Annotated in this window: 17 protein-coding genes; 15 read left to right on the forward strand and 2 right to left on the reverse strand. The window is 61.8% G+C overall.

Annotation, left to right across the window (positions count from 1 at the left end):
• Positions 1-4: 4 nt before the first annotated feature.
• The 4 genes from mutS to murJ all read left to right on the forward strand — a co-directional run bounded on the left by mutS (position 5) and on the right by murJ (position 7,587).
• Positions 5-2,662, forward strand: coding sequence for a DNA mismatch repair protein MutS (gene mutS / locus J5274_RS05860; protein ID WP_219274936.1), 2,658 nt, complete (start codon positions 5-7; stop codon positions 2,660-2,662).
• Positions 2,663-2,683: 21 nt separating this feature from the next.
• On the forward strand, positions 2,684-2,986 hold the full coding sequence (locus J5274_RS05865; RefSeq protein WP_142823856.1) for a hypothetical protein: 303 nt from the start codon (positions 2,684-2,686) through the stop codon (positions 2,984-2,986).
• A gap of 117 nt (positions 2,987-3,103) precedes the next feature.
• Positions 3,104-6,001, forward strand: a complete 2,898-nt coding sequence (locus J5274_RS05870; protein WP_142823857.1) for a [protein-PII] uridylyltransferase — start codon at positions 3,104-3,106, stop codon at positions 5,999-6,001.
• Complete coding sequence (murJ, locus tag J5274_RS05875) at positions 5,998-7,587, forward strand: murein biosynthesis integral membrane protein MurJ (protein ID WP_142823858.1); 1,590 nt, start codon at positions 5,998-6,000, stop codon at positions 7,585-7,587. The genes J5274_RS05870 and murJ overlap by 4 nt, the downstream gene beginning before the upstream one ends.
• Here the strand turns inward: murJ and J5274_RS05880 are convergent.
• A complete protein-coding gene (locus J5274_RS05880) occupies positions 7,577-8,269 on the reverse strand; it encodes a TetR/AcrR family transcriptional regulator (protein ID WP_142823859.1) in 693 nt (230 codons plus the stop codon). The genes murJ and J5274_RS05880 overlap by 11 nt on opposite strands.
• A gap of 103 nt (positions 8,270-8,372) precedes the next feature.
• Here J5274_RS05880 and J5274_RS05885 point away from each other — a divergent pair, with 103 nt between their 5' ends.
• Both J5274_RS05885 and J5274_RS05890 read left to right on the forward strand, forming a co-directional pair.
• Entirely contained in the window at positions 8,373-9,758 is a 1,386-nt protein-coding gene (locus J5274_RS05885) for a cytochrome P450 (protein WP_142823860.1), read from the forward strand.
• Positions 9,759-10,163: 405 nt separating this feature from the next.
• Positions 10,164-11,033 (forward strand): aldo/keto reductase family oxidoreductase, encoded by an 870-nt coding sequence (locus tag J5274_RS05890; protein ID WP_142823861.1) that lies wholly within the window; start codon positions 10,164-10,166, stop codon positions 11,031-11,033.
• A 40-nt stretch (positions 11,034-11,073) separates the two neighbouring features.
• Here J5274_RS05890 and J5274_RS05895 read toward each other — a convergent pair whose 3' ends face one another.
• A complete protein-coding gene (locus J5274_RS05895) occupies positions 11,074-11,574 on the reverse strand; it encodes a GNAT family N-acetyltransferase (RefSeq protein WP_142823862.1) in 501 nt (166 codons plus the stop codon).
• A gap of 139 nt (positions 11,575-11,713) precedes the next feature.
• Here J5274_RS05895 and J5274_RS05900 point away from each other — a divergent pair, with 139 nt between their 5' ends.
• The 9 genes from J5274_RS05900 (at position 11,714) to miaB (ending at position 18,534) form a co-directional block, all read left to right on the forward strand.
• Positions 11,714-12,109 carry a VOC family protein gene (locus tag J5274_RS05900; protein WP_142823863.1) on the forward strand — a complete coding sequence of 132 codons (396 nt, stop codon included), beginning with the start codon at positions 11,714-11,716 and terminating at the stop codon, positions 12,107-12,109.
• 99 nt (positions 12,110-12,208) lie between these two features.
• A complete protein-coding gene (trpS, locus tag J5274_RS05905) occupies positions 12,209-13,273 on the forward strand; it encodes a tryptophan--tRNA ligase (RefSeq protein WP_142823864.1) in 1,065 nt (354 codons plus the stop codon).
• An 88-nt stretch (positions 13,274-13,361) separates the two neighbouring features.
• Positions 13,362-13,853: a universal stress protein gene (locus J5274_RS05910; RefSeq protein WP_111216455.1), complete on the forward strand. Its 492-nt coding sequence runs from the start codon at positions 13,362-13,364 to the stop codon at positions 13,851-13,853.
• A 115-nt stretch (positions 13,854-13,968) separates the two neighbouring features.
• Complete coding sequence (locus J5274_RS05915; RefSeq protein ID WP_219274804.1) at positions 13,969-14,535, forward strand: NifU family protein; 567 nt, start codon at positions 13,969-13,971, stop codon at positions 14,533-14,535.
• Between the two features lie 25 nt (positions 14,536-14,560).
• Positions 14,561-15,229 carry a tRNA (adenosine(37)-N6)-threonylcarbamoyltransferase complex dimerization subunit type 1 TsaB gene (gene tsaB / locus J5274_RS05920; RefSeq protein WP_142823866.1) on the forward strand — a complete coding sequence of 223 codons (669 nt, stop codon included), beginning with the start codon at positions 14,561-14,563 and terminating at the stop codon, positions 15,227-15,229.
• Positions 15,230-15,232: 3 nt separating this feature from the next.
• Positions 15,233-15,721 carry a GNAT family N-acetyltransferase gene (locus J5274_RS05925; protein WP_142823867.1) on the forward strand — a complete coding sequence of 163 codons (489 nt, stop codon included), beginning with the start codon at positions 15,233-15,235 and terminating at the stop codon, positions 15,719-15,721.
• Positions 15,722-15,759: 38 nt separating this feature from the next.
• On the forward strand, positions 15,760-16,188 hold the full coding sequence (locus tag J5274_RS05930) for a Fur family transcriptional regulator (protein ID WP_111216460.1): 429 nt from the start codon (positions 15,760-15,762) through the stop codon (positions 16,186-16,188).
• Between the two features lie 107 nt (positions 16,189-16,295).
• Entirely contained in the window at positions 16,296-17,093 is a 798-nt protein-coding gene (locus J5274_RS05935) for a 1-acyl-sn-glycerol-3-phosphate acyltransferase (protein ID WP_142823868.1), read from the forward strand.
• Between the two features lie 49 nt (positions 17,094-17,142).
• The gene (miaB, locus tag J5274_RS05940; RefSeq protein WP_142823869.1) at positions 17,143-18,534 is read left to right on the forward strand and encodes a tRNA (N6-isopentenyl adenosine(37)-C2)-methylthiotransferase MiaB; all 1,392 of its coding nucleotides are present in this window, start codon (positions 17,143-17,145) and stop codon (positions 18,532-18,534) included.
• Positions 18,535-18,543 lie beyond the last annotated feature (9 nt).

The raw sequence follows: 18,543 nt of genomic DNA on the forward strand, positions 1-18,543 counted from the left end.
GCCGATGATGGAGCAGTACATAGAGATCAAGGCGAACAATCCCGGTTCGCTGCTGTTCTATCGCATGGGCGATTTCTACGAGTTGTTCTTCGAGGATGCCGTCGAGGCGTCGCGCGCTCTGGGCATCACGCTGACGAAACGCGGCCAGCACATGGGGCAGGATATCCCGATGTGCGGCGTGCCGGTTCACGCCTCCGACGATTACCTGCAGAAGCTGATCTCGTTGGGCTTCCGTGTCGCCGTCTGCGAGCAGATCGAAGACCCGGCCGAGGCAAAGAAGCGCGGTGGCAAATCCGTCGTCAGGCGGGATGTCGTGCGGCTGGTGACGCCAGGCACGATCACCGAGGAAAAACTGCTTTCGCCGTCCGAATCCAATTATCTGATGGCACTCACCCGCATCCGTGGCGGCAGCGAGCCGCAGCTGGCGCTCGCCTGGATCGACATCTCGACCGGCATTTTCCGGCTGGCCGAGACCGATCAGTCGCGTCTGCTCTCCGACATCATCCGCATCGATCCGCGCGAGTTGATCCTGCCCGACACGATGTTTCACGATCCGGAGCTCAAGCCCGTGTTCGATGTGCTGGGGCGCGTGGCGGTGCCGCAGCCATCGGTGCTGTTCGATAGCGCCAGTGCCGAAGGACGTATCACCCGCTATTTTAACGTCGCGACGCTCGACGGATTTGGCAGCTTTACCCGCGCCGAGCTTGCCGCCGCTGCTGCAGCCGTTGCCTATGTCGAAAAGACCCAGATCGCCGAGCGCCCGCCACTCGGCCGGCCGGAGCGCGAAAGCGGCGCCTCGACGCTGTTCATCGATCCCGCCACCCGCGCCAATCTGGAACTGGTACGGACCCAGTCTGGAGACCGCAACGGCACGCTGCTGAAAGCCGTCGATCGCACCGTGACAGGCGGCGGTGCTCGGTTGCTGGCCGAACGGCTGATGTCACCGCTGACGGATCCCGCGCGTATCAATGCCCGGCTTGATTCGATAGGCTTCCTGCTCGAGGAGCCCTCCCTCTGCAGCGATCTGCGGTCAGCCTTGAAGCACGTGCCGGATATGCCCCGCGCCCTCTCGCGACTGGCGCTCGACCGGGGCGGACCACGCGACCTGTTTGCGATTGCCAAGGGGCTGGGCGCGGCTTTCGCGATTGCCGAGATGCTGGGCGCAGCGCTGCTGCCGGGCGAACTCGACGATGCTCTTGCCGGGCTGAAGACGCTGCCGAAAGAGCTCGAATCGCTGCTCACCGGCACGCTCGCCGATGAGCTGCCGCTGTTGAAGCGTGATGGCGGCTTTCTGCGACAGGGTGCCGATGCTGATCTCGATGCGGTCCGGGCCCTGCGCGATCAGTCGCGCCGGGTGATCGCCGGGCTGCAGCTGCAATATGCCGAGGAAACCGGCATCAAGTCACTGAAGATCAAGCACAACAATGTGCTCGGCTATTTCATCGAAGTCACCGCCGGCAGTGCCGGCCCGATGATCGATACACCAGAGGCCAAGGGACGCTTCATCCATCGCCAGTCGATGGCGAATGCCATGCGATTCACGACGCCGGAACTGGCCGATCTCGAAAGCCGTATTGCCAATGCCGGCGGCCAGGCGCTGGCGATCGAACTGAAGGCTTTCGACGAAATGGTGGCAGCCGTGGTTCGCAAGGCCGAGGCGATCAAGGCAGGTGCCCGGGCGCTCGCCGTCATCGATGTCGCCGCCGGCCTGGCGTTGCTGGCCGAAGAGCAGGCCTACTGCCGGCCAACGGTGGACGATTCGAAAATGTTTGCCATCGGTGGCGGCCGCCATCCGGTGGTCGAGCAGGCCCTGCGTCGCCAGTCGGCAGGTCCTTTCGTCGCTAACAACTGTGATCTCTCACCGCGCGATGGGGCGCGGGACGGCGCCATCTGGCTGCTGACCGGCCCGAACATGGGCGGCAAGTCGACCTTCCTGCGCCAGAATGCGCTGATTGCCATTCTCGCCCAGATGGGCTGCTTCGTGCCGGCAACGTCGGCCCATATCGGCATCGTCGACCGCTTGTTTTCGCGCGTCGGTGCATCTGACGATCTTGCCCGCGGGCGCTCGACCTTCATGGTCGAAATGGTCGAGACAGCGGCCATCCTCAACCAGGCCAGCGACCGTTCGCTGGTCATCCTGGATGAAATCGGCCGTGGCACTGCGACTTTCGATGGCTTGTCGATCGCATGGGCAGCGGTCGAGCACCTGCACGAAGGCAATCGTTGCCGGGGCCTGTTTGCCACACATTTTCACGAATTGACCGCACTGTCGGAAAAACTCGGGCGTCTGGCCAACGCTACGATGCGGGTCCGGGAGTGGGATGGCGAGGTTATCTTCCTCCACGAGGTCGGACCGGGTGCCGCCGATCGCTCCTACGGAATCCAGGTGGCGCGACTGGCCGGTCTGCCGGCTTCCGTCGTGGAGCGCGCCCGCGATGTCCTGACGAGGCTTGAGGACGCCGACCGCAAGAACCCGGCATCCTCGCTGATCGACGACCTGCCGCTGTTCCAGGTGGCGGTTCGCCGCGACGAGGCGTCCCGCGCACGGGGAACGTCCAAGGTCGAAGAGGCGTTGAGGGCCATCGACCTCGATGACCTGACACCGCGCGCGGCGCTTGACGCGCTCTACGAATTGAAGAAGAAGCTCAGTGAGGCCGGCTGAAGTCGGAAACGGGATCGCGTCATGCATATCGAAAAACTGCTCACCGAAGTTCGAAATCTCTCCGACCGTTTCGTCATGCCCGAAGCGCGACCGAAGCCGGAAGCGACCATCGAGTGGCATTCCGCCCGTGGCCTGCTTGACATCGTGCTTGCTTGCGGCCGCATCTCGGATATTTCCACCCGCATTTCGGCTGCCGGTTATTGGGAGTGCGACCGCGAACTGCTGGCACAAATCGGTGCGCAGTCTCGACAGATCCTCTATCATATCAATGACATGAAGGCTATCGAGGCAAAGAATATCGCTGAAGGCCGCAGTGAAGCCTAGGCGGGACATCAGGTGTGCACGGATGCTCCCCGCGACCGGCTTCGTCCACCTTCGTCAAATATAAACACTCTGGTTTTTATGATGCCTGTCATCGGCGAGTCAGAAGGGCTATAGCGCATGGCAACGAAGAGTGAGGCGCTCCAGCAGAGGATGGCCGACAACGAGAAGCACCTTGGCCGGCGCAGGATGGCTGTCATCGATTATCCCGGCATTCTGGACGTGACCGCCGTCAGGGCCGAATGCGACGCCGTCATCGCCGCACACAAGGGCACCCGGATAGACCTGCGCAACGCGCTTTTGCCGCCTCTAAAAAGGGCCAGCCAGGAGGCACGCGAGCGCGCCCGGTTGCGGCTCTTTGCCCATGGCAGCGGTCTCGACTGCGCGCACGAGATTTCCTGGCTGCAGGACCAGCTGATCACCATCCTCTATGATGTCGCGGTCACGCAGGTCTACCCCGGCCAGAAGGACAAGTTCGCCGTCGCCGCGGTCGGTGGCTACGGTCGCGACACGCTGGCGCCGGGATCCGACATCGACCTGCTGTTCCTGTTCCAGCCAAAGCCCGAGGACGATACCCACAAGGCCGTCGAGTTCGTGCTTTATGTTCTCTGGGACATGGGCTTCAAGGTCGGTCACGCCACCCGAACCATCGAAGAGTGCATTCGCCTGTCGAAGTCGGACATGACGATCCGCACCGCCATTCTCGAAACCCGCTTCATTTGCGGTTACCGGCCTCTGGCGACCGAGCTCGAGGGGCGCTTCGACAAGGAAATCGTCATCGGCACCGGGCCGGAATTCGTTGCTGCCAAACTGGCCGAGCGCGACGAGCGTCATCGCAAGGCCGGCGATACCCGCTATCTGGTTGAACCCAACGTCAAGGAAGGCAAAGGCGGTCTGCGCGACCTGCACACGCTGTTCTGGATCTCGAAATACTATTATCACGTCCGCAACACGATCGAACTCGTCAAGCTTGGCGTACTCTCGAAGAGCGAATACCGGCTGTTCGAAAAGGCCGACGATTTTCTCTGGGCGGTGCGCTGCCACATGCATTTCCTCACCAACAAGGCTGAGGAGCGGCTGTCATTCGACATCCAGCGCGAAATCGCCGAGGCGCTCGGCTATCACGCCCGTCCCGGTCTTTCTGCTGTCGAACGTTTCATGAAGCACTATTTCCTGGTGACCAAGGATGTCGGCGATCTCACGCGCATCCTTTGTGCCGCTCTGGAGGACGAGCAGGCCAAGGCAACGCCGGGGCTGTCCGGCGTGCTCAGCCGCTTCACCCACCGCTCGCGCAAGATCGCCGGCTCTATCGAGTTCGTCGAGGATCGCGGCCGCATCGCGCTCGCCAATCCCGATGTTTTCAAGCGGGATCCTGTCAGCCTGATCCGGCTGTTTCATGTCGCCGACATCAACAATTTGGAATTCCACCCCGATGCGCTGAAGCTGGTGACACGCTCGCTGTCGCTGATCGATATCCGGCTGCGCGAGGACGAGGAAGCCAACCGGCTGTTCCTGTCGATCCTGACCTCGCCCCGCGATCCGGCGCTGATCCTGCGCCGGATGAACGAGGCCGGCGTGCTCGGCCGCTTCATTCCCGAGTTCGGCAAGATCGTCGCGATGATGCAGTTCAGCATGTATCACCACTACACGGTCGACGAGCACCTGATCCGCGCCGTTGCCATCCTGTCGGAGATCGACAAGGGCAAGGCCGAGGAAATTCATCCGCTCGTGAACAAGCTGATGCCCCATGTCGAGGATCGCGAGGCCCTCTACGTCGCCGTGCTGCTGCACGATGTCGCCAAGGGTCGGCTCGAGGATCACTCGATTGCCGGCGCAAGGGTCGCCCGCAAACTGGCGGCGCGCTTCGGCCTGTCGCCGAAGCAGACCGAACTTGTCGTCTGGCTGATCGAGGAACATCTGACGATGTCGATGGTAGCCCAGACCCGCGACCTCAACGACCGCAAGACGATTATCGATTTTGCTGACCGTGTGCAGTCTCTCGAGCGGTTGAAGATGCTGGTCATCCTGACCGTCTGCGACATCCGCGCCGTTGGCCCCGGGGTCTGGAACGGCTGGAAGGGCCAGCTGCTGCGCACGCTATACTACGAGACAGAGCTGCTCCTGGCTGGCGGCTTTTCGGAAGTGTCGCGAAACGAACGCGCCAAATACGCTGCCGAGGCGTTGTTCAATGCGCTGTCCGACTGGAGCGAGCACGACCGCGAAGCCTACGTCAAGCTGCACTACCAGCCCTATCTGCTGTCCGTCTCCCTGGAAGACCAGATCCGCCATACCGGGTTCATTCGCCAGACAGACAAGGCCGGACAGGTGCTGGCGACCATGGTCCGGACCGATAGTTTCCACGCCATTACCGAGATCACGGTCCTGTCGCCCGACCATCCGCGCCTGCTGGCGGTGATTGCCGGTGCCTGTGCGGCGTCCGGCGCCAACATCGTCAACGCGCAGATTTTCACCACGGCTGACGGCCGTGCGCTCGACACCATCCATGTCAGTCGCGAGTTTCCGGACGATGCCGACGAGTTGCGTCGTGCTGCCACCATCGGCAAGATGATCGAGGACGTTTTGTCCGGTCGCAAGCTTCTTCCCGAGGTGATCGCCAATCGCACCAAGCTCAAGCGCAAGAGCAAGGCGTTCGTCGTCTCACCGTCGGCAACGATCTCCAACAGCCTGTCGAACAAGTTCACCGTCGTCGAGGTCGAGGGTCTCGACCGGACCGGACTTTTGTCGGAGGTGACGGCGGTCCTCTCCGATCTGTCGCTGGACATCCAGTCGGCCCGCATCACGACCTTCGGTGAAAAGGTCATCGATACGTTCTACGTCACCGATCTCGTCGGCCAGAAGATTTCCAACGAGAACAAGCGCGGCAACATCATCGCCCGGCTGAAGGCTGTGATGGCTGGCGAGGAGGACGAGCTGCGCCAGCGCATGCCGTCGGGCATTATCGCCCCCTCGGAGACGCCGCTCGACGATCATGAAGAAAAGGCCGGTTCCGCAGCATGAGTCTCGTACGTAAATTTGCGACCGTCGGTGGCGCGACGCTCGGCAGCCGCATGTTTGGTTTCGCCCGCGAAACACTGATGGCGGCAGCGCTCGGTACCGGGCCGATGGCCGACGTCTTCTACGCCGCCTTCCGTTTTCCCAACCTGTTTCGCCGGCTCTTTGCAGAGGGCGCTTTCAATGCCGCCTTCGTGCCTCTTTTTGCCAAGGAGATCGAGGCGAACGGCATCGACGGCGCAAAGCGGTTTTCCGAGGAAGTCTTTGGCGTGCTGTTTTCCGTGCTGTTCCTCATCACCGTGGTGATGGAACTCTGCATGCCGCTGCTGGTTCGATTTGTCATCGCGCCGGGCTTTGCCGACGATGCCGACAAGATGTCGATCACGGTGCGCATGGCGGCAGTGATGTTCCCGTATCTGATGTGCATGTCGCTGACGGCGATGATGAGCGGCATGCTGAATTCGCTGCATCATTTCTTCGCTGCCGCCATCGCGCCGGTTTTCCTCAACGTGGTGATGATCGGCGCGCTGCTCTACGCGCTCTATGTCGGCGCGCCACCGCTTTCGACTGCCTGGTATATGTCCTGGGGTGTGCTGGTCGCCGGCATCCTGCAGCTGGCTGTCGTCTATTTCGGCGTGCTGCATGCCGGCATCTCGATCGGTATCCGCTTTCCGAAAATCACGCCCAACGTCAAGCGGCTGCTTATTCTGGCAGTTCCTGCCGCGATTACCGGCGGCATTACCCAGATCAACCAGATGATCGGCCAGGCCATCGCCTCCAGCCAGGAAGGCGCCATCGCCGCCCTGCAATATGCCGACCGCATCTACCAGCTGCCGCTCGGTGTCGTCGGCGTCGCAGTCGGCGTCGTGCTGCTGCCGGAACTTGCCCGTTCGCTGAAGGGCGGCAACCTGCGCGAGGCCGGCAACCTGCAGAACCGCTCGATCGAATTCGTGCTGTTCATGACCATTCCCGCCGCCTTCGCGTTGTGGATCCTCTCCGACGAGATCATCCGGCTGCTCTACGAGCGCGGCGCTTTCCACGCGCAGAACACCGCCGTCGTCGGCGCTATCCTTGCCATCTACGGCATCGGCCTGCCTGCCTTCGTCATGATCAAGGCGCTGCAGCCGGGCTTTTACGCCCGCGAGGATACGAAAACGCCGATGCGCTTTTCCGCTGTCGCCGTCGCTGTGAACTGCGCCACGGCGCTGACCCTATTCCCGCATATGGGCGCTCCCGGCATTGCAGTGGCCGAGGCGACGGCAGGCTGGATCAGCACGGTACTGCTGTTTGGCACGCTCCTGCGTCGCGGCCACCTGGTGTGGGAATGGGCGCTGGCCCGCCGTGCCGCGCTGCTGGTCGTGGCCGCCTGCGTCATGGGTGCCGTCATCTTTTATCTGAAGCAGCGCTGGGCACCCGAACTGGCGTCCAGTGCATCGCTACCGACCAAGCTCGGCACTCTCGGCTTGTTGATCGCCATTTCGATGGTTGTCTATTTCGCCACCGCCTTCCTCATCGGCGGCGCAAATCTTGGCATGATTCGCCGAAACCTCAATCGCAAGCCGGTGGCAAAGGATGAGGGGCCTACAGCGTGACGACTGCCTGGGGCGACAGGGTTGTCTCGCGGATTTCTTCGAATGCCTGCCTTGCGGCGGGGCTGAGATAAGGGCGGAAAAGCGCGGATACCTGGTTGATACCCCAGTCCAGGTGCTCCTCTCCGAGCGCCGATACCCGCTGCTGCAGGTTGAGATACACGGCCCAGTAGGTGGCGACGATCCACACATTTGCCAGCAGAGGCGCCCTGTCGTCGGCTGGTACGGTGATCAGGGCCTCGCTTTCCATACGCTTCAGGATTTCGTCCAGCGCGTGGCCCATCAGCGTGCTGACACTCCGGATTGCCTCGGCGAGCGATGGAGCAACCGCAAGCAGGTCGACAAGGTCGCGAAACAGGAAGCGATAGTCCCAAACGAGCGAAAACCACTGGCGCAGAAGGCCGGGATAGCTCGCCGGATCGTTGGCAGGAGCGGAGTGCGCGCTCGTGACAAAGCCGGCCGCCGCCGTCTCGAACCCTGAAAACAGGCTGGTGATCAGCGACTCCTTGGTGCGGAAGTGGTAATAAAGGTTTCCCTCGTTGATCCCGACCATGCCGGCAATCTCGGCTGTAGTCACACGACCGGGGCTCTTTTCATTGAACAGCGAAAGCGCTGCGACCAGGATCCTGTCGCGCGTGGGCATGCGTTTCTTCGACTTTCCTGCCGGCAAATCACCATCGACCATATCCGCCCCTTGCAAATATAAGGTATTCACCTTATTTCTCTTTAAGGTAATCACCTTAAGGTAGACGCTATCGCAGTTTCTGCGTTCGAACAAGGAGCCAGGCATGCAAGCCGCAACCGCAGTGCCCTCATCGTCCAACTTGCCGTTTATTCCCCGCCGGTCCACCGCCGCAGCAATTGTCGCGGTGATCAGAAATCCGCTGCAGGCCTTGCCCCCGCAAGTGTTCACGGAACGCGTGGTTTTCGCCAAGCGCGCCGGCAAGACTCATGTCTATCTCACCGATCCCGTCCTCATTCACGAAGCTCTCGTTGGCAATGCGGATGCGCTGAGCAAGGGCGAGAATGTGCGCAGGGCGCTGGGTCCGGCCCTCGGCGAAGGGCTTCTCACTGCCGACGGGTCGCACTGGAAATGGCAGCGACAGGCAGTCGCCGGCGCATTTCGCCATGATCGGCTTGTCGAACTGCAACCCGCCATGATCGCAGCGGCGGAAACCACCCGGGACCGGCTTCTGGCAGCCGAGGGCAGCACCGTCGATATCGGCCACGAAATGATGCGCACCACCTTCGACATTATCGTCGAGACCATGATGTCGGGCGGCCATGGAATCGACGTGGCGCGGGTCGAGCAGGGGATCACCGACTACCTGAAACCTAGCGGTTGGACATTCGCACTCGCCATGCTCGGCGCTCCGGAATGGGTTCCCTTTCCCGGTCGCGGCAAGGCGCGGGATGCAGTGGCGTTTTTGCGCTCGAGCCTCGCCAGGGTCATCGCCGAGCGCCGGGTTGCGCCCGATGCCCGTTACGACCTCGTATCGATGCTGCTCTCCGCCTCCGATCCGGAAAGCGGCCGTAGCATGAGCGACGGCGAAATCGTTGATAACCTCATGACCTTCATTACGGCTGGACACGAGACGACGGCGCTGGGCCTTGCCTGGACACTCCATCTCCTGGCAAAGCACCCGGAATATGAGGCCGCTGTCCTCGCGGAAATCGCAACGGTGACCGGGGGAGGCCCGCTGCGCCCGGAACACGTCGCGAGGCTCGGCTACACCAGGCAAGTCTTCTCGGAGGCCATGCGGCTCTATCCGCCGGCTCCCATCATCACCCGGACGGCCTTGCGTGAGTTCGCACTGGGCGAATTCAGGATCCCGGCAGGTGCGGATATCTACGTGCCGATCTACGCACTCCATCGTCATCCGTCGCTCTGGTCCGATCCCGAGACATTCGATCCCGCTCGGTTTGCCCCGGATGCCGCCAAGGCCCGCCACCGTTACGCCTACATGCCGTTCGGGGCAGGGCCACGGGTCTGTATCGGCAATGCTTTCGCCGTCATGGAGGCCGTCGCTATCCTCGCTGTACTCTTGCCAGCGCTGAGGCTCGGCAATCATGGTGCGGCAGATAAGAAGGCCATCATGAAAGTCACGCTGCGTCCCAAGGAAAACCTGATGATGGTCGTGCGTAAACGTGCCGCCCCGTCTCAGTCTTCATAGGCGTTGCACGAAGCTGAAAGCGGTACAAATGCTATACGCAAGTTTCGTAATATACCAAGCTCAGGCGAGGATGCGGCTCGCTGCTGCCGCGCTCCATGGCAATGATTGCTGAGGACGCGATAAGGAGAGGGCTGCTTGATGCAGTACGATTGGACAGGTGTCCGCACAAAAAGGGTAAGACGGTTTAAGCAGGTCTCGCTGACACTCCTCAGCATGCTGATGCTCTATTGGGTGAGCCTGCAGATACGCTGATGTTGCCGCTTTCGTGCAGCGCTCGGTACTCCATCATGCCATGGGGGCGGGCGCCGTCATTGTTCACGATGCCGCACAGCCTGTGCGGATTGCGGTTATTTCCAGATGGGGCAGCGAGCCCTATTTCTACCTCCTGCTTCACAGGAGAAAGCCATGTCCGCTACCCATCAGCCAGACACATTCACTCTCGGCAGTCACAGCGTCAAACGCATGGGCTACGGCGCCATGCAGCTTGCCGGACCCGGCGTGTTCGGGCCGCCCCGTGATCGTGACGCCGCCATCGCTGTGCTCCGCGCCGCTGTCGAGGCCGGGGTCGATCACATCGACACCAGCGACTTCTACGGTCCGCATATCACCAACCAATTGATCCGCGAGGCGCTTCACCCCTATGCCGACGATCTGGTGATCGTCACCAAGATCGGTGCCAAGCGTGGCTCGGACGCATCGTGGAACCCGGCCTTCTCTGCTGCCGAGTTGACCGAGGCCGTGCACGACAATCTGCGCAACCTTGGCCTCGATGTGCTCGATGTCGTCAACCTGCGCCTGATGTTCAGCGCCCATGGGCCGGCCGAAGGCTCGCTCGAGGCGCCCATGACCGTATTGGCCGACCTGCAGCGCCAGGGCCTCGTACGCCACATCGGGCTCAGCAATGCCACCCCGACGCAGATTGCCGAAGGCCGGCGTATCGCAGACATCGTCTGCATCCAGAACATGTACAATCTCGCCCACCGCAGCGACGACGCGCTGATCGACGATCTCGCCCGCGACGGCATCGCCTATGTGCCGTTCTTTCCGCTTGGTGGTTTCAGCCCGCTGCAGTCCTCGGCTCTCGACAGCGTCGCTGCGAGCCTTGGCGCCACGCCGATGCAGGTTGCCCTTGCCTGGCTCCTCCGCCGCTCTCCCAACATCCTGCTCATTCCTGGCACCTCGTCCGTCGGGCATCTCAAGGAAAATCTGGCTGCTGCCGACCTTCAGCTTACCGAAGATGTCCTCAGGGCCCTCGACGGCGTGTCTGCTGGCTAAGGCAAACTCGGGGCGCCGCACTGCAATGGTGCGGTGCCCTCTAGCTGGATAGCCTCGCCCACCGCTCATGGTCGCGCCATTCGCCGGCGATCTTGAGGTATCTTTCGGAAAAGCCTTCGCGCTGAAATCCGGCTCGCCGCACCAGGGCCAGTGACGCAACATTATCCGGCTGGATGTTTGCTTCCAGCCGATGCAAACCAATTTCCGCGAAAGCGTGTTTGCAGACGCTATCGACCGCCTCGGTCATGAAGCCTTTCCGCGAAAGCCCGGAAATGCCGTAATAGCTGAGGTATCCGCTTCGGAACGCGCCCCAAACAATCTCGCTGATATTCACCACGCCGACGATGGAACCGCTTGCTCGCTCGCGTGCGACGAAGCCGAGGTTGGGTCCGGTTATCGTCCTGGCGTACCACGCGTCGAAGCCATCCATATCCGTGAATGGAGCAATCCAGGGCGCATGAAAAGCTCTGCTCTTCCTGTTTGCCTCGATGAGGTCTTCAGCATCCGAAATATGGACGCGATCGATTTGAATGTTCGGCATATGCTTCCTTTAGTTCCGCCGACAACGCCCGTAAAGTATGGTGGCCGTCGATATCCCGACGACCCTTTGCCTAACTCGACGGTGGGCGTCCGCCCTAAGTAACCCACGACACCATCGTCCAGATAACAGAGAGCCCGACATGTCCGACCGATCCGTCTTTCTCGTCACCCTCGTTGTCGACGATTACGATGCTGCAAAGGCATTTTATTGCGACGCGCTTGGATTTGATTGCCAGCAGGATGAGGTCCAGGACGATGGCAAGCGCTGGGTCGTGGTGCGGCCTCCGGGCAAGGATGGGGCAGCGTTGCTGCTGGCGAGGGCGGAGGGTGAAGATCAGCGTGCGGCAATCGGCAACCAAACCGGCGGTCGCGTCGGCTTTTTCCTGAAGACCAGCGATTTCGCCCGCGATCACGCCACCATGCTGGACAAGGGCGTCACCTTCCTGGAGGCGCCCCGGCGCGAAATCTATGGCACGGTCGCGGTGTTTGCCGATCCCTATGGCAACCGCTGGGATCTGATCGAGCATTCTGCCTGAGATCCCTCTTGCTCGGCAGGTTGTCGCCGTGCATAAGCCGCGATGTTGCAACATGGGCGGAAAAGCCCTGGGGCCTTCCACAAGCCTATTGAGGACGACATGACCGAATTCAAGAAACTCGTATTTTCCGGCGTCCAGCCGACCGGCAACCTGCATCTCGGTAATTATCTCGGCGCCATCAAGAAATTCGTAGCGCTGCAGGACAATAACGACTGCATCTACTGCGTCGTCGACATGCACGCATTGACTGCGCAACTCGTCCACGACGACATGCCTGGCCAGATCCGCTCGATTACCGCAGCTTTTCTCGCTGCCGGCATCGACCCCGAAAAGCATATCGTCTTCGCCCAGTCGTCCGTGCCCCAGCACGCCGAACTCGCCTGGATCTTCAATTGCGTTGCCCGCATCGGCTGGATGAACCGCATGACGCAGTTCAAGGACAAGGCTGGCAAGGATCGTGAAAATGCCTCGCTCGGGCTCTACGCCTATCCAAGCCTGATGGCGGCCGATATTCTCGTCTATCGCGGCACGCATGTGCCCGTCGGCGATGACCAGAAGCAGCATCTGGAGCTTGCCCGCGACATCGCCATGAAGTTCAACATCGACTACGCCGAGCACATCCGCCGCGCTGGCACCGGGCTTGATATCGTCGTTGGCGAACAGCCGGTGCATGCCTTCTTCCCGCTGGTGGAACCGCTGATCGATGGCCCTGCGCCGCGTGTCATGTCGCTGAAGGATGGCTCCAAGAAGATGTCGAAGTCGGATCCATCGGACCTGTCGCGCATCAACCTGATGGACGACGAGGAGACCATCTCCAAGAAGATCCGCAAGGCGAAGACCGATCCGGATGGCTTGCCGAGCGAGATCGCCGGACTTGCCGGGCGCCCGGAAGCCGACAATCTCGTCGGCATCTACGCAGCACTTGCCGACAAGACCAAGGCGGAGGTCCTCGCCGAATTCGGCGGCCAGCAGTTCTCGGTTTTCAAGCCGGCGCTGGTCGATGTCGCGGTTGCTACCCTGGCGCCGATCACCGGCGAAATGCGCCGGCTGATGGCCGACCCCGGTCATATCGATGCCGTGCTGCGCGATGGTGGAGCAAGGGCCCGGGCCCGGGCCGAAGTCACCATGCAGCAGGTCCGCGATATCGTCGGCTTCATCTCCTAGGTCACGTGTCCAGTCTCCTTCTCCCTGCTGGGGAGAAGGAGAAGACGGGGGCTTGCAAAAATCGGCCATCACGTGTCAGAGTCCGGCCATGGTATCACAGCGACTTTCACGGCTAGAAGGCCATCGCCGCAAGTTCATGGCGGTGATCGACGGCACTCCGGAATGCCAGCGTGCGGTGCACTACGCTGGCCGGCGGGCGAAGAATTCCAATGGCGGTCTGCTGCTGCTCTACGTCATTCCCGATGGTGATTTCCAGCAGTGGCTGGGGGTCGAGGAAATCATGCGCGCGGAAGCGCGCGAGGAGGCCGAAGCTGTTGTCGCCAAGGCTGCCCAGCTTGTGCGGGAAACCATCGGCATCGAGCCCGAAACGGTCATCCGCGAGGGCGATGTTGCGGAACAGCTGAATGCAGTGATCGACGAGGACCGCGACGTCGCCATTCTTGTTCTGGCAGCGGGATCGAACAAGGAAGGTCCGGGGCCGCTGGTATCGTCCGTCGCCGGTCGCTCCGCAGCCTTCCCGATCCCGGTCACGGTGCTGCCGGATTCGCTGACAAACGAGGAAATCGACGCTCTTTGCTGATCCCGTTGCCGATTTGTTGAGTGTGGCGGTCTTGATTGGTTGGCCGAAAAGGCCTATTTTCTTTTGAAGAGTTCTAAACGACGGACAGGCTCATGCCGCCGTCATGGAGATGACGATGTTCATTCAGACCGAGTCCACGCCGAACCCCGCAACGCTGAAATTCCTGCCTGGCAAGGTTGTCATGGAAAATGGCACGGCGGAGTTCCGCAGCGCCGCCGACGCGCAGGTTTCGCCACTCGCGGCCCGCCTGTTCACCGTGCCCGGAGTCACCGGCGTCTATTTCGGCTATGATTTCATCAGCGTCTCCAAGGATGATCAGGAATGGCAGCATCTGAAGCCAGCTATCCTCGGCTCGATCATGGAGCATTTCATGTCCGGCAAGCCCGTCATGGGCACGTCCTCGGCATTGTCGGAAGTCACGGATGCCGATGGCGAGTTCTTCGCCGAGGGCGATGAGTCCATCGTCTTGACGATCAAGGAACTGCTGGAGACCCGTGTCCGTCCGGCCGTCGCCCAGGATGGGGGCGACATCACTTTCCGCGGCTTCCGGGATGGCACCGTCTTTCTCAACATGAAAGGCTCATGCGCCGGCTGCCCTTCGTCCACCGCCACGCTGAAGCACGGCGTCCAGAACCTCCTCCGCCATTTCGTGCCCGAAGTGCTGGAAGTCGAAGCGGTCTGATCGGGATTTTCCGGAAACGTCGAAAATGATCGTACTGGCGCTGGATACCGCAGGCATCGATTGCGCCGCCGCCGTCTATGACAGCGACGGCGACCGCGTGCTCGCCGAAATTACCGAAACCATCGGTAAGGGCCATGCCGAGCATCTCATCGCGCTGGTCGATCGTGTGCTCGACAAGGCTGGCCTGAAGCTCGATGCAGTCGAGCGGATCGCGGTGACTGTCGGTCCCGGCTCCTTCACCGGCATCCGGGTCGGCGTCGCTGCGGCCCGTGGCTTTGCCCTTGCGCTCGGCATCCCGGCTGTCGGCGTCACGACACTCGAGGTGATCGCGGCTGCCCATCGCCCGAAGGCTGCGGGCCGGCCGATGCTGGTGGCAATGGACGCCAAGCGGGGCGAAGTCTACCTGCAGACATTCGGTGCCGACGGAATGCCTCTTAGCGAGTCTGCGGCGGTGCTAGTGCAGGATGCTCGAGCGCTGGCCGCCGAGTTCGATGGCCTGTTGGCCGGCTCGGCCGTGCCGCTTTTGAGCTCCACGGCGGAGGATGCGCCGGCAGACGCGGCTGGCAATGCCTTTCCGATCTCGCATGTTGCGCGGCTGGGTGCAAAAATGCTTGTCGGCGAGAAGCCGAAGCCGCTTTATCTGCGCGGCCCCGATGCCAAGCCGCAGCTCGGCTTTGCCGTCGCGAGGCAATAGGCGATGCTGCCGTCATTCCTTAGAAGCAAGCCGGATTACGAGATCGTTGCCATGGTCTCGCGCGATTGCGCCGACGTATCCGCGCTGCACAGCGCCCGCTTTCCGAAAGCCTGGGGCACAGGCGAATTCCACAGCCTGCTGTCGCAGGAGCCGGTGTTCGGCTTTGTCGCCCGCCAGACCAACGGCAAGCCGGCACTTTGCGGTTTCGTGCTGGCTCGCCATGTCGCCGACGAGGCGGAGATCCTCACGGTTGCGGTGCAGCCGAAGCTCGGTCGCGCCGGTCTCGGCTGGCGGTTGATGCAGGCGGCGATGCGCGAGGCGCACCGGCGCGGCGGTGAAAGCATGTTTCTGGAGGTCGATGCTGGCAATGTTGCGGCAGTCGGGCTCTACCGCAAGCTGGGCTTCGCCACGGTTGGCGAGCGTAAGGCCTATTACACGGATGCATCCGGTACAAAATCGACGGCGCTTGTCATGCGCCGCGATCTTCGCTAGTCCCTAGGGTCGGATCCACGGGCCAGAAGACGACATCGATGACAGATATTGCCAAATCGCTCGAGGAGCTCTGTGCCGAACGCGGCATGCGCATGACCGAGCAGCGGCGCGTCATCGCTCGAATCATTGCGGATGCCGAGGATCATCCCGATGTGGAGGAACTGCATCGCCGTTCGGTGAAGATCGATTCGAAAATCTCCATCTCGACGGTCTACCGCACGGTAAAGCTGTTCGAGGACGCCGGCATTATCACCCGCCACGATTTTCGAGACGGCCGTTCGCGCTACGAGACGGTTCCGGAAGAGCACCACGACCACCTGATCGACCTGAAGACCGGCGACGTCGTCGAGTTCCATTCGCCGGAAATCGAGGCCCTGCAGGAACGTATAGCGCGCGAGCACGGCTTTCGCCTGGTAGGCCACCGGCTCGAGCTTTATGGCGTGCCGATCAAGAAGGACGAGCACTGAGTGCCTGATGTCTGCGACAGGGCCGGACGAAGCTTATGCATTCGGAAACCGCAGCTTTGCGGTGAGGTGGTAGGTACGCATCCGAAAACACTTGATGAGGCACGGCCTTGATCCACCGGCTTCGCCTTGCCTTCGGTCTGTTGCTGGTGGTGCTCGCCAGCGTTTTCCTGCTGCCGCTGCAATGTGTCTGCCTCTATTTTGACTGGAGGCTGCGCCGCTACCTGCCGCGCCTCTGGCACCGCCTCGTCTGCTATGCCTTCGGGCTGCACATCCGCGTTCATGGCGTGCCGGATCGTCGGAGGCCACTGATGCTGGCATCGAACCATTCGTCCTGGCTGGATATCCTGGTGCTGTCGGCAGTTGCCGATGTCGCCTTTATTGCGAAGATCGAGGTGCGCGACTGGCCGATCTTCGGACTTTTCGCGCGATTGCAGAAGACGATCTTCGTCGTCCGCGAGCAGAAGCGCAAGACGGGCGAGCAGGTGAACGAGATTGCCGAGCGCATGGCCGGCGGCGAGATCGTCGTTCTGTTTCCGGAAGGCACAACGTCGGACGGCAACCGCCTGCTGGAGGTGAAGTCCTCGCTGTTCGGGGCGGCGGCCGCCGCACTTCCGGCCGCACCCGAAGGCGTGGTGCACGTCCAGCCGGTCGCGGTCGCTTATACAGGCATCCACGGCATGCCGATGGGGCGTTATCACCGGCCCGTTGCCACATGGCCGGGAGACATCGAGATGCTGCCGTCGCTGAAGGGCGTGCTTGCCTGCGGCGCAATCGATGTCGACGTGCATTTCGGCGAGACGGTCGATTATCGCGCCGACAGCAACCGCAAGCAGGTCGCAGCGGAAGTCACCGAGCGCATTCGTGCCCTGCTTTCGGGCCTGCTGCTCGGTCGCCACAAGACCTGATACTCAAGATTGTCTTTTCACACCGTCAAAAAACCACTAGATAGCCGCCATGACCCAGGACAGCGCCCTTCTGATCGCCCCGGAACCCCGTGATGGCAGCAACAGCCGCAAGGTCTTCATCAAGACCTACGGCTGCCAGATGAACGTCTACGACTCCACCCGGATGAGCGACGCGCTGGCCAAGGACGGCTACGAGCCGACCGACGACATGGAAGAGGCCGACCTCGTCCTCCTCAACACCTGCCATATCCGCGAGAAGGCGGCCGAAAAGGTCTATTCGGCGCTCGGCCGGCTTCGCGACATGAAAAAGCGCAAGGCTGCAGACGGTCGCGAGATGATGATCGGCGTCACCGGCTGCGTTGCCCAGGCCGAGGGCGAGGAAATCCTGCGTCGGGCGCCCGCCGTCGATGTGGTGATCGGTCCGCAGACCTATCATCGCCTGCCTGAGGCGCTACGTCGCGCCAAGCAAGGCCAGCGCGTCGTCGATACGGAATATGCCATCGAAGACAAGTTCCTGCATCTGCCGATGGCCGAAAGCGCCAAAATCCGCGCCCGTGGCGTCACGGCGTTCCTGACGGTGCAGGAAGGCTGCGACAAGTTCTGCACCTTCTGTGTCGTGCCTTACACGCGCGGTTCCGAGGTTTCCCGGCCGGTGTCGCAGATCGTCGACGAGGCGGAGAAACTGGTCGCTGGTGGCGTGCGCGAAGTGACGCTGCTCGGCCAGAACGTCAACGCCTGGCACGGCAAGGGACCGGATGGCGAGGAATGGAGCCTTGGCGACCTGCTGTATCGGCTTGCCGATATTCCGGGTCTGGCGCGGCTGCGCTATACCACAAGTCATCCGCGCGACATGGATGACAGGCTGATCAATGCCCACCGCGACCTGCGCATGCTGATGCCCTATCTGCATCTGCCGGTGCAGGCAGGCTCCAACCGCATCCTAAAAGCGATGAACCGCCGCCACACCACGGCCGACTACCTGGCCCTGGTCGAGCGCATCCGGGCCGCGCGCCCGGATATTGCCCTGTCCGGAGATTTCATCGTCGGCTTTCCGGGGGAGACAGACGAGGATTTTGAGGATACGCTCACCCTCGTCAAGGCCGTGCGCTATGCACAGGCCTACTCGTTCAAATATTCGACGCGTCCCGGCACCCCCGGCGCGGACTTGAAGGATCAGGTGCCCGAAGAGATCAAGGCTGAACGGCTGGAACGGTTGCAGGCGCTTCTGATGCGCCAGCAGCAGGAATTTGCCGAAGCCTGCGTCGGCCGCGTGGTCGATGTGTTGCTCGAAAAGCCCGGTCGCATGCCAGGACAGTTGATAGGTCGCTCTCCGTGGCTGCAATCGGTGAATGTTGATGCAAAGGCATCGCAAATCGGTGACATTATCAATGTACGAATCACCGGGACAAGCACCAACAGTCTCTTTGCAGAGCAGGTGTAGGTCCGAGAT

Source organism: Rhizobium sp. L51/94 (assembly GCF_019355555.1).
GTDB classification, from domain to species: domain Bacteria; phylum Pseudomonadota; class Alphaproteobacteria; order Rhizobiales; family Rhizobiaceae; genus Rhizobium; species Rhizobium rhododendri.

What these genes read in the sequence shown, in the direction of transcription:
- J5274_RS05925 (WP_142823867.1), top strand. Translation starts at nt 15,233, where the DNA reads ATGCTGCCGTCATTCCTTAGAAGCAAGCCGGATTACGAGATCGTTGCC.
- mutS (WP_219274936.1), top strand. Translation starts at nt 5, where the DNA reads ATGATGGAGCAGTACATAGAGATCAAGGCGAACAATCCCGGTTCGCTG.
- J5274_RS05915 (WP_219274804.1), top strand. Translation starts at nt 13,969, where the DNA reads ATGTTCATTCAGACCGAGTCCACGCCGAACCCCGCAACGCTGAAATTC.
- J5274_RS05880 (WP_142823859.1), bottom strand. Translation starts at nt 8,269, where the DNA reads ATGGTCGATGGTGATTTGCCGGCAGGAAAGTCGAAGAAACGCATGCCC.
- J5274_RS05870 (WP_142823857.1), top strand. Translation starts at nt 3,104, where the DNA reads ATGGCAACGAAGAGTGAGGCGCTCCAGCAGAGGATGGCCGACAACGAG.
- J5274_RS05900 (WP_142823863.1), top strand. Translation starts at nt 11,714, where the DNA reads ATGTCCGACCGATCCGTCTTTCTCGTCACCCTCGTTGTCGACGATTAC.
- tsaB (WP_142823866.1), top strand. Translation starts at nt 14,561, where the DNA reads ATGATCGTACTGGCGCTGGATACCGCAGGCATCGATTGCGCCGCCGCC.
- J5274_RS05890 (WP_142823861.1), top strand. Translation starts at nt 10,164, where the DNA reads ATGTCCGCTACCCATCAGCCAGACACATTCACTCTCGGCAGTCACAGC.
- J5274_RS05865 (WP_142823856.1), top strand. Translation starts at nt 2,684, where the DNA reads ATGCATATCGAAAAACTGCTCACCGAAGTTCGAAATCTCTCCGACCGT.
- J5274_RS05885 (WP_142823860.1), top strand. Translation starts at nt 8,373, where the DNA reads ATGCAAGCCGCAACCGCAGTGCCCTCATCGTCCAACTTGCCGTTTATT.
- murJ (WP_142823858.1), top strand. Translation starts at nt 5,998, where the DNA reads ATGAGTCTCGTACGTAAATTTGCGACCGTCGGTGGCGCGACGCTCGGC.
- J5274_RS05930 (WP_111216460.1), top strand. Translation starts at nt 15,760, where the DNA reads ATGACAGATATTGCCAAATCGCTCGAGGAGCTCTGTGCCGAACGCGGC.
- miaB (WP_142823869.1), top strand. Translation starts at nt 17,143, where the DNA reads ATGACCCAGGACAGCGCCCTTCTGATCGCCCCGGAACCCCGTGATGGC.
- trpS (WP_142823864.1), top strand. Translation starts at nt 12,209, where the DNA reads ATGACCGAATTCAAGAAACTCGTATTTTCCGGCGTCCAGCCGACCGGC.
- J5274_RS05910 (WP_111216455.1), top strand. Translation starts at nt 13,362, where the DNA reads ATGGTATCACAGCGACTTTCACGGCTAGAAGGCCATCGCCGCAAGTTC.
- J5274_RS05895 (WP_142823862.1), bottom strand. Translation starts at nt 11,574, where the DNA reads ATGCCGAACATTCAAATCGATCGCGTCCATATTTCGGATGCTGAAGAC.